The 16,730-nt window shown below is 72.0% G+C and carries 14 protein-coding genes, 2 tRNA genes and 1 pseudogene; 12 read left to right on the top strand and 5 right to left on the bottom strand.

Going from position 1 to position 16,730, the window contains the following annotated elements; all coding sequences use genetic code 11:
- Positions 1-20 precede the first annotated feature (20 nt).
- The gene (locus tag ACFYNO_RS10350; protein WP_388008499.1) at positions 21-1,280 is read right to left on the bottom strand and encodes a GNAT family N-acetyltransferase; all 1,260 of its coding nucleotides are present in this window, start codon (positions 1,278-1,280) and stop codon (positions 21-23) included.
- Between the two features lie 222 nt (positions 1,281-1,502).
- Between ACFYNO_RS10350 and ACFYNO_RS10355 the strand changes: the two genes are divergently transcribed.
- Together ACFYNO_RS10355 and ACFYNO_RS10360 are read left to right on the top strand one after the other, a co-directional pair.
- On the top strand, positions 1,503-2,726 hold the full coding sequence (locus ACFYNO_RS10355) for a PP2C family protein-serine/threonine phosphatase (RefSeq protein ID WP_388008502.1): 1,224 nt from the start codon (positions 1,503-1,505) through the stop codon (positions 2,724-2,726).
- A gap of 370 nt (positions 2,727-3,096) precedes the next feature.
- Positions 3,097-3,294 carry a hypothetical protein gene (locus ACFYNO_RS10360; RefSeq protein ID WP_388008505.1) on the top strand — a complete coding sequence of 66 codons (198 nt, stop codon included), beginning with the start codon at positions 3,097-3,099 and terminating at the stop codon, positions 3,292-3,294.
- A gap of 31 nt (positions 3,295-3,325) precedes the next feature.
- Here ACFYNO_RS10360 and ACFYNO_RS10365 read toward each other — a convergent pair whose 3' ends face one another.
- Together ACFYNO_RS10365 and ACFYNO_RS10370 are read right to left on the bottom strand one after the other, a co-directional pair.
- Positions 3,326-4,120, bottom strand: a complete 795-nt coding sequence (locus tag ACFYNO_RS10365; protein WP_388008508.1) for a DUF6348 family protein — start codon at positions 4,118-4,120, stop codon at positions 3,326-3,328.
- A gap of 142 nt (positions 4,121-4,262) precedes the next feature.
- A tRNA-Gly gene (locus tag ACFYNO_RS10370) sits at positions 4,263-4,333 on the bottom strand.
- 99 nt (positions 4,334-4,432) lie between these two features.
- Between ACFYNO_RS10370 and ACFYNO_RS10375 the strand changes: the two genes are divergently transcribed.
- The 5 genes from ACFYNO_RS10375 to clpX all read left to right on the top strand — a co-directional run bounded on the left by ACFYNO_RS10375 (position 4,433) and on the right by clpX (position 9,235).
- Positions 4,433-4,509 (top strand) — tRNA-Pro (locus ACFYNO_RS10375).
- 237 nt (positions 4,510-4,746) lie between these two features.
- Positions 4,747-6,150, top strand: a complete 1,404-nt coding sequence (gene tig, locus ACFYNO_RS10380) for a trigger factor (protein ID WP_388008511.1) — start codon at positions 4,747-4,749, stop codon at positions 6,148-6,150.
- 204 nt (positions 6,151-6,354) lie between these two features.
- Positions 6,355-6,960: an ATP-dependent Clp protease proteolytic subunit gene (locus ACFYNO_RS10385; protein WP_388009131.1), complete on the top strand. Its 606-nt coding sequence runs from the start codon at positions 6,355-6,357 to the stop codon at positions 6,958-6,960.
- 56 nt (positions 6,961-7,016) lie between these two features.
- On the top strand, positions 7,017-7,694 hold the full coding sequence (locus ACFYNO_RS10390; protein WP_388008514.1) for an ATP-dependent Clp protease proteolytic subunit: 678 nt from the start codon (positions 7,017-7,019) through the stop codon (positions 7,692-7,694).
- Between the two features lie 254 nt (positions 7,695-7,948).
- Complete coding sequence (gene clpX, locus ACFYNO_RS10395) at positions 7,949-9,235, top strand: ATP-dependent Clp protease ATP-binding subunit ClpX (protein WP_388008517.1); 1,287 nt, start codon at positions 7,949-7,951, stop codon at positions 9,233-9,235.
- A gap of 68 nt (positions 9,236-9,303) precedes the next feature.
- Here the strand turns inward: clpX and ACFYNO_RS10400 are convergent, their stop codons facing one another.
- Complete coding sequence (locus tag ACFYNO_RS10400; protein ID WP_388008520.1) at positions 9,304-10,140, bottom strand: hypothetical protein; 837 nt, start codon at positions 10,138-10,140, stop codon at positions 9,304-9,306.
- A 135-nt stretch (positions 10,141-10,275) separates the two neighbouring features.
- On the opposite strand from ACFYNO_RS10400, the gene ACFYNO_RS10405 reads away from it, so the two are divergent.
- Together ACFYNO_RS10405 and ACFYNO_RS10410 are read left to right on the top strand one after the other, a co-directional pair.
- Complete coding sequence (locus ACFYNO_RS10405) at positions 10,276-12,906, top strand: valine--tRNA ligase (protein ID WP_388009134.1); 2,631 nt, start codon at positions 10,276-10,278, stop codon at positions 12,904-12,906.
- A 301-nt stretch (positions 12,907-13,207) separates the two neighbouring features.
- The gene (locus tag ACFYNO_RS10410; protein WP_388009175.1) at positions 13,208-13,720 is read left to right on the top strand and encodes a hypothetical protein; all 513 of its coding nucleotides are present in this window, start codon (positions 13,208-13,210) and stop codon (positions 13,718-13,720) included.
- Positions 13,721-13,884: 164 nt separating this feature from the next.
- Here the strand turns inward: ACFYNO_RS10410 and ACFYNO_RS10415 are convergent.
- Positions 13,885-14,145 (bottom strand): annotated as a pseudogene (locus ACFYNO_RS10415) (glycosyltransferase); the annotation flags it as partial.
- A 50-nt stretch (positions 14,146-14,195) separates the two neighbouring features.
- On the opposite strand from ACFYNO_RS10415, the gene ACFYNO_RS10420 reads away from it, so the two are divergent.
- The 3 genes from ACFYNO_RS10420 (at position 14,196) to ndk (ending at position 16,421) form a co-directional block, all read left to right on the top strand.
- Positions 14,196-15,560 (top strand): bifunctional folylpolyglutamate synthase/dihydrofolate synthase, encoded by a 1,365-nt coding sequence (locus ACFYNO_RS10420; RefSeq protein ID WP_388009137.1) that lies wholly within the window; start codon positions 14,196-14,198, stop codon positions 15,558-15,560.
- Between the two features lie 2 nt (positions 15,561-15,562).
- Complete coding sequence (locus tag ACFYNO_RS10425; RefSeq protein ID WP_388008523.1) at positions 15,563-15,901, top strand: DUF4233 domain-containing protein; 339 nt, start codon at positions 15,563-15,565, stop codon at positions 15,899-15,901.
- Between the two features lie 106 nt (positions 15,902-16,007).
- Entirely contained in the window at positions 16,008-16,421 is a 414-nt protein-coding gene (gene ndk, locus ACFYNO_RS10430) for a nucleoside-diphosphate kinase (protein WP_388008526.1), read from the top strand.
- Positions 16,422-16,730: the final 309 nt, after the last annotated feature.

A 16,730-nucleotide genomic window follows, 5' to 3' on the forward strand; every position in this document is an offset into this window, starting at 1 on the left:
CCCGGCCGCCGCCCGGCCCGTCAGAAGCCGTGCGGCAGCCAGGGGGCGACCGGCCAGCCGAAGGCCGCGGCGGCCCGGGCCAGCGCCCCCGGGCGCAGTTCACGGACCAGCCCGGCGCCGGCCAGCGCCGCCGGCGAGCAGCCGCCCAGGTAGACCGCGCCCAGCTCGCGCGCGGACAGCGCCAGATCGGCCGGCGCATCGGTCGGCTCACAGGCCGCAGGGTGCTCGGGCCCCGCGCTGTGCAGGTGCCAGCGCCCGGTGTTCCACGGGCAGAAGGCGTCCTCCACCTCCAGCACCAGGTCCACCGGCGCCGCGTAGTGCCGCGAGCGCAGCGCGTCGCCCACCTCCACCAGCCGCACGAAGAGCCCGTCGGAGAGCGAGGGGCGCAGCCGCCGCGGGTCCGAGACCAGGTGCAGCAGCGGGTCGTCCACCGGCAGGTTGGCGGCCACCACGGTGTCCGTCAGATCCAGCTCCAGCAGGTAGTTCCAGAGTGCCGCCCGCCCCTCGGGCCCGGCGGCCGTCACCTCGCGCACCCGCACCTCGCCGGCCGGTCCGCCGTGCTCCCAGTCCACCCCCGCCGAGTAGCGGGCGTAGCCGAGCAGGGTGCCGTCCGCCCGGTCCTCGGCCAGCACGCACTGCAGCGCCGTCTGGCCGCCGCGCTCGGCGGGCGGGTCGAGCACCGGCACCCGCTCCCAGCCGGGCCGCCGGGCCAGCATGCCGGGGCGCAGCGGCACCTGGGCGGCGTACAGCCGCTCGCAGGCCGCCAGCGACTCCGTGGGGTCGGCCAGCCGCAGCCGGATCCGGTCGCCCGCCGGGCGGGCCACCCGGGCCCGGGCCCGGTCGATCCGCACGCCCAGCTTCCAGGTCGCCAGCCCGTAGCCGTACCGGCCGTAGATGGCCGGCTCGGAGGCGGTCAGCACGGCCAGCGACTCGCCGCGCTCGTGCACCTCGTCCAGCTGGTGGCGCATCAGCGCGGTGAGCACCCCGCGCCGCCGGTGGGTGGGCAGCACCCCGACCATGGTCACCCCGGCCGCCGGCAGCACCGCGCCGCCCGGCACCGCCAGCCCGAAGGAGAAGGCCCCGGCCGCGCCGACCGGCACCTCGCCGTCCCAGACCGCCAGCGAGCGGTCCACCTCGGTGAGAGCCTGCCACTGGGCCCGCCGCTCCGGGGACTCCACCGAGCCGAAGGCGGTCTCCAGGGTGTCGTACCAGCGGTCCCACTCGGCGGCCCGGAGGGGCCGCGGCGCGAGCGCGTTCTGCTCCTGCGGGAGGTGTGTCATATGACACAGCTATCATCCGGGCCGTCCTGCCGCGAGCCCTTTGCGCGGGCAGGCGCGCCGGGACACCGGCGCGCACCTGCGGCAAGCGCCCTGAGCCACCTTCAGTGCGCCCCCGGTGGCCCGTGGACCGGGCCACCGGCCCGGCCGAAACCGAGCGGCGAGGCGGACCGGGGATGAACGCCCGTCGACGCGGGCGGGCCGCGGTCGATAGGGTCGGGCCCCATGGCTGGCAGCACGCCGGGCAGCAGTCCCCGGACGACCGCGACGGGGACGGCGCCCGCCGACCCCTGGGCGGCCCGGTTGCGCAAGCGCCTCTACCGGGCCCGCCGCACCCTGCGCCGCACCGGCGTGGACTACTTCCGCGGCGACGGCGCCGACTGGCTGGCCTTCACCGTGCTGCTGCTCCTGGTGCCGGTCCTGGTGGTGCTGAACGTCTGGCTGCCCGCCTGGGTGCCGCCCACCGCGCTGGTGCTGCCGATCCTGGCCGGGGCGCTGCTGCTCCGCCCGGTCTCGCTGGTGCTGCTCTACGCCACCGCCGCGCTCGGCCTGTCCACCGAGTCGGTGATCCACACCGGCGAGCGGGTGGCCAGCGAGCATCCCGAGTCCTACGTCTTCGGCGTCACCCCCGGCGCGGCCCTGGTGGTCGGCGCGGTCGGGGTGGCCGGCCTGCTGCTGGCCCAGTTCCGCAGCCGGGTCGGGGTGCCCTGGCGCAGCGGCGGCTCGATGCTCTTCGACCTGCGCGAGCGGCTGAAGGTGCAGAGCCAGGTGCCCAAGCTGCCGCAGGGCTGGCACGCCGACATGTCGCTGCGCCCGGCCGGCGGGCAGTCCTTCTCCGGCGACTTCGTGGTGGCCGCCCGCACCGGACCGGGCCGGCGGATGCTGGAAGTCGTGCTGGCCGACGTCTCGGGCAAGGGCATGGACGCGGGCTCCCGGGCGCTGCTGCTCTCCGGCGCCTTCGGCGGGCTGCTCGGCTCGCTGCCGCCGCACGACTTCCTGCCCGCGGCCAACGGCTACCTGCTCCGGCAGGACTGGGAGGAGGGCTTCGCCAGCGCCGTGCACCTGGCCCTCGACCTGGACAGCGGGGAGTACGAGCTGCTCTCCGCCGGGCACCTGCCCGGGATGCAGCGGCTGGCCGGGGCCGGGCGCTGGGAGAGCAAGGAGGCCGACGAGGGCCCGCTGCTCGGCCTCTACGACGGCGCCAAGTTCGAGGGCGTGCGCGGCCGGCTGGGCCGCGGCGACGTGCTGATGCTCTGCACCGACGGCATGGTCGAGCAGCCCGGCCGGGACCTCTCCGAGGGCATGGACCGGCTGATGGGCGAGGCCGACCGGCTGGTGGCCGGCGGGCAGTTGGGCGGGGCCGGGCACGGCGCCGCGGGCCGGCTGATCGAGACCGTCGCCAAGGACATCAACGACGACCGCGCGGTCCTGCTGCTCTGGCGGCAGTGACCGCCCCGGCCGGCGTGCAATCAGACCGCCGGCCGGATGTCAACGGCCAGTGGTGATCTTCGGCCAATCTCCGCCCGGGTGGCTGACGGCCCCTCGGCCCACGAACGGCCCGGCCGGCCACCCCGCCCGACGGTGCGTCAGCTCCCGTCGGCTATCGTCTCGGTCGGCGGAAACTCGTCCCACATGGCAGGACTTTTGGCACCTGTCAGCGGCAAGTCCTTTACGCAGTCAGCACGGTCGACCACACTGAGTCCGGGCGGGACTGGCCGGAACACGGGGGAAATCGGGTGTGCCGTGCCGACGGGTGCCGCCTCGGGACCTTCGGGCAGGCCGTGGTCCGCTCCGCCACGAAATGAGGAAGTGAGTCCGAGTGGCACTCTCCGTCTCCGCGCTGGTCCTGTTCGGCGTGATGCTGATCATCTTCATCCGCGGCAAGCAGATCAAGACGTCGCACGCCATCATCGCCGCGCTGTTCGGCTTCATGCTGAACCAGTCGACGCAGCTCTCCAAGCCGGTCCAGGAGGTGCTCAACTCGGTGAGCACCACCCTGGCCAACGTCACCAAGTAGACGTCGCGGCGGGGCCCGGGCCCGTCCGGTCCTAGTGCCCCGCCCGTCTGGCCTGCCACCACCGGCCCAGCCGGCTGCCCCGGACCACCGGCGGCCCGGCCGGGGCCGGCTCCGGCGTGCCCGGGTCCGCGGCCTCGGCCGAGCGGACCGCCTCCAGCCCGCCGCCCTCGGCGGCCAGCAGGACGAACAGCCGCGCCCAGCAGAAGCGTTCGGCCCGCGGCCAGTCCAGTGCGCCCAGCGCCCGCGAGGCGGCCGGCGCCACCTCGCCGTTCACCCGGACCTCGGCCACCTCGTCGCCGGTCCGCCCGCCGAAGAAGAGCTTCACGCCGTTCAGCCGCGGATCGGCGAGCGCCGGGCCGAGCGCGCCGGCCAGCTCCGGCAGCAGTTCGGTGCGGCCCAGCCAGTCGGTCAGCCTCGCGCTCTGGTAGCCGAAGACCGTGGCCGGCCCCTGCACCGCGTGCCAGCCCGGGAGTTCGGACAGCCGCCGATGGTCGCCGTACCGCCCCCGCCCGTCCAGCAGCTCGACCACGGCCGCCGCGGTGGTGCCGGCCCACATCCGGACCGCGCTCTCCAGCTTCTCGGTCTCGGTGGTGCCCAGGCCCGCCGTGCAGTCCCAGACCACCGGTGCGTCGGCGCTGCCCAGCCGCAGCACGAACCCCAGGTCGGCATGGGCGGCCCCGTCCGGCCCGGCGTGCTCGCGGATCGCCACCGCGGTGCTGCCAGGACCCCGGACCACCTCGCCGTCGACGGCGAACTCCCGTCCGTAACGAGCCAGTTCCCGCACCACCGCGCGCTGGATGACCGCCCGTCGCTGCTCGGGGTCCACACCGCCTCCTTCGCCCCGGATTCGAACAAAACTCGAGGCTAGCGGTGCGGAGCGGCCGCGGACCAGTCCGCGGCCGGCGGCGGGACGGCGGCGGAACGGCGACGGCCCCGCCGCGCTGGTGCGCGGCGGGGCCGTCGATCGGAGCGGGCGACGAGAATCGAACTCGCGTGACTAGTTTGGAAGACTAGGGCTCTACCATTGAGCTACGCCCGCCGGTCCGGGTGGACGGGCAACAGCGTACCCGATCCGATGGGCTGTCGAATATCTGCGAACCGGCGATCCTCGCCGTGTACGCTCTCTCTCGCGTGAATGCGGGGTGTGGCGCAGTTTGGTAGCGCGTCCGCTTTGGGAGCGGAAGGCCGTCGGTTCGAATCCGGTCACCCCGACCAGTCAGTTTCGTGGTACCCGGTAGGATGGGCCGCTGGTGGTCCTGGCTCCCGAGCCGACCGCCCCAGGGTGACAGAGCCCCCGCCCAGCCCCGCACCGGGACCGGGCCGCTCGCCGTCCACCCCATACGGGAGATGCCGCACTCAGGTGGCTCATCACCCGTCTGCCCGGCCCGCGGCCCGCGAGGGACTCGGTCCGGACCAGACAAGCCGACCGCAAGCCCCATAGGAGACCAAACCGTGAAGAGCGCCGTCGAGACTCTGAACCCGACCCGGGTTCGACTCACCGTCGAGGTGCCCTTCGAGGAGCTCAAGCCCAGCCTCGACGCGGCGTACAAGAAGATCAACCAGCAGGTCACGGTTCCGGGCTTCCGGAAGGGCAAGATCCCGAACCGCGTCATCGACCAGCGGTTCGGCCGCGCCGCGGTGCTCGAGGAGACCGTCAACGACGCTCTCCCGCGCTTCTACACGCAGGCCGTCGACGAGAACAAGGTCGAGGTCCTCGGTCAGCCCGACATCACCGACATCAAGGGTGTCGAGGACCTGGACGCCAACGGCCTGACCTTCACCGCCGAGGTGGACGTCCGCCCGGAGATCGCCCTGCCGGACTTCAGCGAGATCTCGGTCGAGGTCGACGCCATCGAGGTCACCGACGAGGACATCGCGAAGTCGCTGGAGCAGCTGCGCGAGCGCTTCTCCTCGGTCAAGGACGTCGAGCGGGCCGCCGCCGAGGGCGACATCGTCGTGGTGGACCTGGAGGCCAAGGTCGACGGCGAGGTGCCGGAGGACGGCACCGCCGCGGGCGTGAGCTACGAGATCGGCTCCGGCCGCCTGCTGGACGGCATCGACGAGGCCGTCGTCGGCCTGTCGGCCGGCGAGTCGAAGACCTTCACCACCGAGCTCAAGGGCGGCACCCAGGCCGGCAAGAGCTCCGAGGTGACCGTCACCGTCACCGCCGTCCAGGAGAAGGAGCTCCCCGAGCTGGACGACGAGTTCGCCCAGCTGGCCAGCGAGTTCGACACCCTCGAGGACCTGCGCGCCGACTCCCGCACCCGGCTCGGCCGGATGAAGGAGTTCGACCAGGCGACCCAGGCCCAGGAGAAGGTGCTGGACGCGCTGCTCGAGAAGATCGAGATCGAGTTCCCGGAGAAGCTGCTCAAGGACGAGGTCGAGACCCGCAAGCACAACCTCGAGCACCACCAGCTGGAGCCGATGGGCCAGACCCTGGAGAGCTACCTCGCCGCCCAGGGCAAGACCGTCGAGGAGTACGAGGCGGACACCGAGGCCCAGGCGAAGAAGGGCATCAAGACCCAGTTCGTGCTGGACGAGATCGTGGCCAAGGAGGAGGTGGGCGTGAACCAGGAGGAGCTCACCGAGCACCTGATCCGCCGCGCCGCCGGCTCCGGCCTCACCCCGGACCAGTTCGCCCAGCAGATCGTCTCCAACCAGCAGGTCCCGCTGCTGGTCGGCGAGGTGGCCCGCGGCAAGGCGCTGGCCCTGGTGGTCGAGGCCGCCACGGTGACCGACAGCAACGGCGAGGTCGTCAACTTCGACGAGGACGAGGACGAGACCGCGGAGGGCACCGCCGCGGCCGAGACCACCGAGGCCGCCGCCGAGGCGACCGAGGAGTCCGCCGAGGCCTGAGCCTCAGCCTGACCCCTGGAACGGGCCCGGACGCCGTGTGCGTCCGGGCCCGTTTCGCTCAGGGCGGGCACCCTGCGCTGACAGCGAACAGTTCTGTGTGAGGGATTCCCGCGCCCGGCCTGCGCGTTAGGGTCAACGAAAGCAAGCTAAACCGACTGAGCAGGTGGCTAAGTGACGTTCCCGCAGATGCAGATGGCTGGCCTGATGACGCCGCGCGCGGCCGGTGGCGACGTGCTCGGTGGCCTGGGCGACCAGGTCTACAACCGGCTGCTCGGCGAGCGGATCATCTTCCTCGGCCAGCAGGTCGACGACGACATCGCCAACAAGATCACCGCCCAGCTCCTCCTCCTGGCCGCCGAGCCGGAGAAGGACATCTACCTGTACATCAACTCCCCGGGCGGCTCCATCACGGCCGGCATGGCGATCTACGACACCATGCAGTACATCAAGAACGACGTGGTCACCATCGCCATGGGCATGGCCGCCTCGATGGGCCAGTTCCTGCTGACCGCGGGCACCCCGGGCAAGCGCTTCGCGCTGCCGAACGCCGAGATCCTGATGCACCAGCCGTCGGCGGGCCTCGGCGGCTCGGCCACCGACATCCGGATCCAGGCCGAGCAGCTGCTCCGGATGAAGAAGCGGATGTCCGAGCTGATCTCCCAGCACAGCGGCCAGAGCTTCGAGCAGATCACCAAGGACTCCGACCGCGACCGCTGGTTCACCGCGGAAGAGGCCAAGGCGTACGGGCTGATCGACGACATCATGCACAGCGCCGCGGATGTCCCCGGCGGCGGCGGCACCGGCGCCTGAGCGCCCCCGCCCCGCCCCCCACCACGTCGGACCAGCCCCCGGAGGACAGAACCGCAATGAACCTTCCCAACACCCCCGCCGGCGACCACCTGCGCGCCCGCGCCGAGTTCACCGCCCCCCGGGCGGAGGGCCGCTACATCGTGCCGCGCTTCGTCGAGCGCACCTCGCAGGGCATCCGCGAGTACGACCCGTACGCCAAGCTGTTCGAGGAGCGGATCATCTTCCTCGGCTCGCAGGTGGACGACGTGTCGGCCAACGACATCATGGCCCAGCTGCTCTGCCTGGAGTCGATGGACCCGGACCGCGAGATCCAGATGTACATCAACTCGCCCGGCGGCTCCTTCACCGCGCTGACCGCGATCTACGACACCATGCAGTACGTCAAGCCGGACATCCAGACCGTCTGCATGGGCCAGGCCGCCTCGGCCGCCGCCGTGCTGCTGGCCGCGGGCACCCCCGGCAAGCGGATGGCGCTGCCGAACGCCCGGATCCTGATCCACCAGCCCTACACCGAGACCGGCCGGGGCCAGGTCTCCGACCTGGAGATCCAGGCCAAGGAGATCTTCCGGATGCGCGAGCAGCTGGAGGAGATGCTCTCCAAGCACTCCAACCGGCCGATCGAGCAGGTCCGCGAGGACATCGAGCGCGACAAGATCCTCACCGCCGAGGAGGCCCTGGAGTACGGCCTCATCGACCAGATCATCTCGACCCGCAAGGCCTCGCTCAACAACTGAGCGACCAGCGCGACCAGGGCGGGGCGTACCAGCCGGTACGCCCCGCCCGATGGGCTCCGGCCTTCGACCCGACGGCATCTGTTCGGTATCAATTCGCCCAGGGCGTAGGGCAGAGCTGTCGAAGTCGGCGGATTCCGCGGGTTGGCAGAGTACCGTCGGATAACGAGACCTGAGCGCCCCCGGCGGGCGACCGTCGGGTCCACAGCACCAGGCCCCGGACCCCCGCGGGGCCCCTGGCGAAGGGGAAGCACCTCGTGGCACGCATCGGAGACGGTGGTGACCTGCTCAAGTGCTCGTTCTGCGGCAAGTCGCAGAAGCAGGTGAAGAAGCTGATCGCCGGCCCAGGCGTGTACATCTGCGACGAGTGCATCGACCTCTGCAACGAGATCATCGAGGAGGAGCTGGCCGAGTCCTCCGAGGTGCGCTTCGAGGAGCTGCCGAAGCCGCGCGAGATCTACGAGTTCCTGGACCAGTACGTGGTCGGCCAGGACCTGGCCAAGAAGGCCCTCTCGGTGGCCGTCTACAACCACTACAAGCGGGTCCAGGCGGGTGAGGCCGGGCGCGGCGGGAACGGCCGCGAGGACGCCATCGAGCTGGCCAAGTCCAACATCCTGCTGCTCGGCCCGACCGGCTCCGGCAAGACCCTGCTGGCGCAGACCCTGGCCCGGATGCTGAACGTGCCCTTCGCCATCGCCGACGCCACCGCGCTGACCGAGGCGGGCTACGTCGGCGAGGACGTCGAGAACATCCTGCTGAAGCTGATCCAGGCGGCCGACTACGACGTCAAGAAGGCCGAGACCGGGATCATCTACATCGACGAGATCGACAAGGTCGCCCGCAAGAGCGAGAACCCGTCGATCACCCGGGACGTCTCCGGCGAGGGCGTGCAGCAGGCGCTGCTGAAGATCCTGGAGGGCACCACCGCCTCGGTGCCGCCGCAGGGCGGGCGCAAGCACCCGCACCAGGAGTTCATCCAGATCGACACCACCAACGTGCTCTTCATCGTGGGCGGCGCCTTCGCCGGCCTGGAGCGGATCATCGAGGGCCGCTCGGGCGGCAAGGGGATCGGCTTCGGCGCCACCATCCGCTCCAAGCGGGAGAGCGACGCCAGCGACCACTTCCGCCAGGTGATGCCGGAGGACCTGGTCAAGTTCGGCATGATCCCGGAGTTCATCGGCCGTCTGCCGGTGATCACCAGCGTGCACAACCTGGACCGCGAGGCGCTGCTGCAGATCCTCACCGAGCCGAAGAACGCGCTGGTCAAGCAGTACCGCAAGCTCTTCGAACTCGACGGCGTGGAGCTGGAGTTCAGCCGGGACGCGCTGGAGGCGATCGCCGACCAGGCGATCCTGCGGGGCACCGGCGCGCGCGGTCTGCGGGCGATCATGGAGGAGGTGCTGATGTCGGTGATGTACGAGGTGCCGTCCCGTCAGGACGTCGCCCGGGTGGTCGTCACCGGTGACGTGGTCTCCAAGCACGCCATCCCGACCCTGGTGCCGCGCGACATGATCAAGCGCGAGCGCCGGGACAAGAGCGCCTGATCCCACGGACAGCGCATGACGAGGGCCCCGCGGCAACTGCCGCGGGGCCCTCGTCATGCGCTGTCCGGCTACTTCGGGATCTCGGCGACCTGGCGCAGCGCCAGGGTGTCCGCGGCGGCCTTGTCCAGGGAGGGCGCGGTGCCCTTGACGGTGGTCTGCATCAGAACCACCAGCGAGCTGTTGTCCACCCAGACGCAGACCGCGTCGGTCTCCTTGCTGCTGATCGCGTCCTCGCAGCTCAGCACCCCGCCCATCGGACCCGGGTCGGGGTGGGTGCGGGGCGAGAAGGTGGCGCCGTTGGTCTTGGCGCCGGCCTCGAAGCCGTTCCAGAAGGAGGTCTCCTCGCTGCGCGGCGAGGCGATCTTGCCGTAGGTGCCGTAGGCCACCAGCCCCCGGTCGGAGGTGGGCGCGTGGTAGACGGTGCTCACCGTGCCGTCCATCTTGGTGTTGATCTCCGCGTTGCCGGTCAGGCTCTGGGAGAGCTGCTGGGCCAGCTTGTTGCTCGGGTCGCTGGTCAGGCCCTGGAAGGTCTCGGGCAGCACCACCTTGTGGGTGCCCTCCTTGGCCACGTTGTCGGCGAGCGTGCCGGCCAGCACCGCGGCGGCCACGCCGATCGCCACCACCACGCCGCCCAGGGTGAAGTAGAGGCCCTTGCGGGACTTCTTCGGCGGGGGCGGCGGGAAGCCGCCGGGCCAGGCGGCCGGGCCGGGCTGCGGCGGCACCTGCCCGTAGTACGGCGGGGGCTGCTGCGGGGCGCCGGGCTGTCCGTACCCGGGCTGCCCGTAGGCCGGCGGCTGGCCGTAGCCGGGCTGCCCGTAGCCGGGCTGGGGCTGCCCGTAGCCGCCCGCCCCGGGCGGGGGCGGCGGGGTCGGCTGGGGCGGACCGAACGGGTACTGGTCGGACAAGGTGATCCCTCCCGGGGCTCGGTCGCAGCGCCCGCCGGAGGGCTCCACCGTCCGTCCGGGCACCGGCACGCTACCGCAGAGCACCGACGTGCTCAGCGGCCTCCGCGGTTCCGTAAACTGTGCGTCGTGACCGACATGACGAACCAGCGCCCCACTGACCACGCGTCCGGGGACAACGCAGCCACCCTCCCGACCGCCTACGCCCCCGGCGAGGTAGAGGGCGAGCTGTACGAGCGCTGGGTGGCCCGCGGTTACTTCGAGGCGGATGCCAAGAGCGAGAAGCCCCCGTACACCATCGTCATCCCGCCGCCGAACGTCACCGGGGCCCTGCACCTGGGCCACGCCTTCCAGCACACCCTGATGGACGCCCTGACCCGCCGCAAGCGGATGCAGGGCTACGAGGCCCTCTGGCTGCCCGGCATGGACCACGCCGGCATCGCCACCCAGAACAAGGTGGAGCAGCAGCTCGCCGAGTCCGGCCTCTCCCGGCACGACCTGGGCCGCGAGGCCTTCGTCGAGAAGGTCTGGGAGTGGAAGCAGAACTACGGCGGCAAGATCCTCGGCCAGATGCGCCGGCTCGGCGACGGCGTGGACTGGTCGCGCGAGCGCTTCACCATGGACGAGGGCCTGTCCAAGGCCGTCCAGACCATCTTCAAGAAGCTCTTCGACGACGGCCTGATCTACCGCGCCGAGCGGATCATCAACTGGTGCCCGCGCTGCCTCACCGCGCTCTCCGACATCGAGGTGGAGCACGAGCCGAGCCCGGGCGAGCTGGTCTCGATCCGCTACGGCGACGGCGAGGACTCGATCGTGGTGGCCACCACCCGGGCCGAGACCCTGCTGGGCGACACCGCCGTCGCCGTCCACCCGGACGACGAGCGCTACCGGCACCTGGTCGGGCGCACCATCAAGCTGCCGCTGACGGACCGTGAGATCCCGGTGGTCGCCGACGAGCACGTCGACCCGGAGTTCGGCACCGGCGCCGTCAAGGTGACCCCGGCGCACGACCCGAACGACTTCGCCATCGGCCAGCGCCACGGCCTTCCGAACCTGACCGTGATGGACGAGACCGGCGCGATCACCGTGCACGGCCCGTTCCTCGGCCTGGACCGGCTGGAGGCCCGCTCGGCCGTGGTCGGCGCGCTGCGCGAGCAGGGCCGGATCGTCGCCGAGAAGCGCCCGTACGAGCACAACGTGGGCCACTGCTCGCGCTGCCACACGATCGTCGAGCCGCGGCTGTCGCTGCAGTGGTGGGTCAAGGTCGAGCCGCTGGCCAAGGCGGCCGGCGACGCCGTCCGGGACGGCCGGGTGCAGATCCACCCGAAGGAGCTGGAGCGCCGCTACTTCGACTGGGTCGACAACATGTACGACTGGTGCATCTCGCGCCAGCTCTGGTGGGGCCACCGGATCCCGGTCTGGTACGGCCCGAACGGCGAGGTCGTCTGCGTCGGACCGGACGAGCAGGCGCCGGCCGGCGAGGGCTGGACCCAGGACCCGGACGTGCTGGACACCTGGTTCTCCAGCGGCCTGTGGCCGTTCTCCACGCTGGGCTGGCCGGAGCAGACCCCGGACCTGGCCAAGTTCTACCCGACCGACGTGCTGCTCACCGGCCACGACATCATCTTCTTCTGGGTCGCCCGGATGATGATGTTCGGCCTCTACGCGATGGACGGCCAGGCGCCGTTCCACACCGTGGCGCTGACCGGCCTGGTCCGCGACGAGTTCGGCAAGAAGATGTCCAAGTCCAACCCGAACGCGGTCGACCCGCTGGTGTGGATGGATGCCTACGGCGCCGACGCGGTCCGGTTCACCCTGGCCAGCGGTGCCAACCCGGGCGCCGACGTGCCGATCGGCGAGGAGTGGGTCAAGGGCTCGCGGAACTTCTGCAACAAGATCTGGAACGCCACCCGGTTCGCGCTGATGAACGGCGCCACCGTGGAGGGCCCGCTGCCCGCGGCGGAGGAGATGACCGCGGCCGACCGGTGGATCCTCTCCCGGCTGGGCGAGACCGTGGCCCAGGTGGACGCGCTCTACGAGGACTACCAGTTCGCCAAGCTCTCCGACGCGCTCTTCCACTTCGCCTGGGACGAGGTCTTCGACTGGTACGTCGAGCTGTCCAAGACCACCCTGGCGGCCGGCGGCCCGCAGGCCGACGCGGCCCGCCGGGTGATCGGCGAGGTGCTGGACGTGACGCTGCGGCTGCTGCACCCGGTGGTCCCGTTCGTCACCGAGGCGCTCTGGACGGCGCTGACCGGCGGCGAGTCGGTGGTGGTCGCCGAGTGGCCGGCCGACGGCGGGTTCCGCGACCCGGCGGCGCAGGCCGAGATCGCCCTGCTGCAGCAGGTGGTCACCGAGGTCCGCCGGTTCCGCAACGACCAGGGCCTGAAGGACGGTCAGAAGGTGCCGGCCACCCTGGAGCTGTCCGGCGCCGGGCTGGCCGACCACGAGGCGGCGATCCGCTCGCTGACCAAGCTGACCGCGGCCGGGGAGGGCTTCACGGCCACCGCCTCGCTGTCGGCGGCCGGCGCCACCGTGGCGCTGGACCTGTCCGGTGCGATCGACGTGGCGGCCGAGCGCAAGCGGCTGGCCAAGGACCTCGCGGTGGCCGAGAAGGAGCTGGCGCAGACCACCGGGAAGCTCGGCAACGAGGGCTTCCTGGCCAAGGCGCCCGACGAGGTGGTGGCGAAGATCCGCACCCGCCAGGCGGCCGCCGAGGCCGACATCGCGCGGATCGGCGCGCAGCTGGCGGCGCTGCCGCAAGCCTGACGCCCCGTCCTCCGGGAGGCCGCGTCCGCTTCGGCGGGCGCGGCCTCCCGCGTTTCCCGGCGGGGGTGGTGCGGCGCGTTCGGGGGGGCGGGCGGTACCACCTCGCGCGCCCTCCTCGACGGCGCGGCGCTTGCTTTCCGGTGACCGGACGGATTACCGGGAGATTTCCACGGAAAGCCAGAAAACGATCGGATTCGCATTCCGCAGGAACAACACTCGGGCATGTTTCGATGACCCCGGAAGGTAAGCCGTATACGGTGTTCCGCAGGTCGGATCAACGGCGGCATCGGGAAGGCGTGGCATGACGCGAGTGCACAGAACGGCCGGCGAACTCCCTGCTCAGCGGGTGGAGGAGGCCAAGGGCCGGGCCGCGACCCTGCTGCTGGCATTCCGGCACGGCAATCAGCTCGCATTCGACGAGGAGTTGGACCGGCTGTTCGCCGAGGAGGAGGAACGGGCGGTCGTCACCCTGCTCGCCTGGGTGGCCGCCGAGGCGGTGCGCAAGGCCTACTCGCCCGAGGTCGGCGACCGGGTGCTGCGGTCGCTGGCCCGGCGGGCGCCGCAGGGCCCGATCGAGGTGGCGGTGGACGAGGAGTCGGCGGACGCGGCCCGGCTGATCGAGGCGGTCCGGGAGGGCGACGTGGCGGGCGTGCGGGAGCTGGTGGCCGCCACCGCCGACACCACCTTCCTGCTCGGCGGGCTGCTGCAGGGGGTGGCGATGATGCTGCCGCTGGTGCCGGAGGAGGAGATCGACGCGGTGGTGGAGGAGCTGAGGCTGCGCCAGGCGGCCGTCCCGGTGCCGGCCGGGGTCTGAGGCCGCTGACGCCGGATCAGGCGGCGGCCGGCGAGCCCGGCGATCCGCGCGGTGGCCCGCCCGTCGCCGTACGGGCTGGGGGTGGCCGCCAGCCGGGTCGGCAGCTCGGTGCGCCCGGCTGCGCCGCCGCACCGGCAGCGTCGGGCGGCGTCGACCATCGGGTCCCGCCCGGCGGCGGCCAGCACCAGGTCGCGGGTGGCGTCCTCGCTGTCGTCGTCCACCACCCAGAGGTGCGCGTGCGGGCAGGCGGTCCGCAGGCCGTCGACGGTCCGGGCGATCACCGCGGCCTCGTCCCGGCAGGGCACCAGCAGGTGCCAGTGGAAGGCGGCCGGATCGCCCGGTTCGGCGGGCCGGTGGCGGCGCAGCGACCGGGCGGAGAGCCGGTCCGACGGACCCGCCCCGCCGCGCGGACTCCGGTGGCGCACTCCGTAGACTTGGCGGTGTGAGCAGCAGCGCCGGGCCGAACCCGTACACCATCCGCCCTGACAGCGCGGACTCCGCCGAGCCGACCGGCCTGCGGGAGATCGAGACCGAGCTGGCCAAGCGCTGGCCCGAGAACAGGATCGAGCCCAGCCTGGACCGGATCCGGGCCCTGATGGACCTGCTGGGCGAGCCCCAGCGGGCGTACCCGTCGATCCACATCACCGGCACCAACGGCAAGACCTCCACCGCCCGGATGATCGAGCAACTGCTCGGCGCCTTCGAGCTGCGGACCGGCCGCTACACCAGCCCGCACGTGGAGTCGGTGACCGAGCGGATCAGCCTGGACGGCCGGCCGATCAGCACCGAGCGGTTCGTCGCCACCTACCAGGACATCGAGCCGTACATCCGGATGGTCGACGACCAGCAGCCGGTCGCGCTCTCCTTCTTCGAGGTGCTGACCGGCATGGCCTACGCGGCCTTCGCCGACGCCCCGGTCGACGTGGCCGTGATCGAGGTGGGCATGGGCGGCAGCTGGGACGCCACCAACGTGATCGACGCGGCGGTCTCGGTGATCACCCCGATCTCGCTGGACCACACCGACCGGCTCGGCAACACCACCGGCGAGATCGCGGTGGAGAAGTCCGGGATCATCAAGACCGACGGCCTCGCGGTGGTCTCCCAGCAGCCGCTGGACGCCGCCCAGGCGATCCTCGCCCGGGCCGTCGAGGTGGACGCCACGGTGGCCCGCGAGGGCCTGGAGTTCGGCGTGCTGCACCGCGAGATCGCGGTCGGCGGCCAGCTGGTGACGCTGCGCGGGCTCGGCGGCGCCGAGTACCCCGACATCTTCCTGCCGCTGCACGGCGAGCACCAGGCGCACAACGCGGCGATGGCGCTGGCCGCGGTGGAGGGCTTCTTCGGTGTCGGCGCGGCCCGCGAGGGCCGGCTGGACCTCGACAAGGTCCGCCAGGCCTTCTCCGGGGTCTCCTCCCCGGGCCGCCTGGAGGTGGTGCGGCGCAGCCCCACCATCCTGCTGGACGCCGCGCACAACCCGGCCGGCGCCGAGGTCACCGCGGCGGCGATCGCCGAATCCTTCGGCTTCACCCGGCTGATCGGCGTGATCGGCACCAGCGGGGACAAGGATGTGACCGGCGTGCTGGAGGCCTTCGAGCCGGTGCTCGCCGAGGTCGTGGTCACCCAGAACTCCACCCACCGGGCGATGGCGGTGGACAACCTGGCGGCCCAGGCGGTCGAGGTCTTCGGCGAGGACCGGGTGGTGGTGGAGCCCCGGCTGGACGACGCCATCGAGGCCGCCGTCACGCTCGCCGAGGAGGAGGGCGACCTGACCGGGGCCGGGGTGCTCATCACCGGGTCCGTGATCACCGTGGGCGAGGCCCGCCTGCTGCTCGGGAGGAAGTGACCATGCGCCAGCTCTGCTCGGCCACGCTGATCGGCGAGGTCTTCGTGGTGCTCTTCGCGGCCTGCGTGGCGATGCGGATCACCGATGTCTCCACCCCGGTGATCTGGCTGGTCAGCGGCATCGCGATGGTGCTCTGCGTGCTGCTCTGCGGGGTGATCACCCGGCCCGGCGCGGTGGCGGTCGGCTGGGTGCTGCAGGCCGGTCTGATCGTCAGCGGGCTGCTGCTGCCGACCATGTACGGGCTGGGCGTGATCTTCGCCGGGCTCTGGTGGTGCTCGGTGCACTACGGGCGCAGGATCGACGAGATCAAGGCGGCCCGGGCGGCGGCCGAGGGCGTCTGAGCGCTACCGGGCAGGGCCCCGGGGAGGCGTTCGCTCACCCAAGGTAACCTCTGTCCGGTGGCACCCACCGCCGCCTGACCTGCCCCGATCTCACTGGAGCCGCACCGTGACCCAGCGCACTCTCGTCCTGCTCAAGCCCGACGCCGTCCGCCGCGGCCTGGCCGGCGAGATCATCAGCCGGATCGAGCGCAAGGCCGGCTGGCAGCTGGCCGCGGTCGAGCTGCGGACCTTCGACCGCGCCACCCTGGAGACCCACTACGCCGAGCACGTGGGCCGGCCGTTCTACGAGCCGCTGCTCGAGTTCATGACCTCCGGCCCGTCGATCGCGCTGATCGTCGAGGGCGAGAACGTGGTCCCCGGCATCCGCGGCCTGGCCGGCGCCACCGACCCGCTGCAGGCCGGCCCCGGCACCATCCGCGGCGACTTCGCGACCATCACGCGGGAGAACCTGATCCACGCCTCCGACTCGGCCGAGTCGGCCGAGCGGGAGATCAAGATCTTCTTCCCCGACCACGCCTGACCGCGTCCGACCGCTCCTGACCACCCGTTCGGCCGCTCCGGCTGACGTGCGGTCAAGAAGGCTGAGCCGGGTCGGGTCAGAGTCGCCTGGCTCAGCCAACCGTGGGAATCTGATCCTCAAATATGGAACTGGTTCCGCCGACACGGCGTCCCAATGCCGGGAGAAGCGGTTCGGCAACGGAGAATGGACGCCATGCCCACCCCGCCGACCAGCTCGCCGGGCGTGGCTACGATGGAGGCGACTCGCGGGCCGCTCGGCCCGCCCGCAGCCCTCACCCCCGGCCCAACGCTGCCTGGGTGAGGCACAACT

Origin of the sequence: Kitasatospora sp. NPDC006697, from assembly GCF_042869935.1 — a bacterium.
Classification (GTDB): Bacteria; Actinomycetota; Actinomycetes; order Streptomycetales; family Streptomycetaceae; genus Kitasatospora.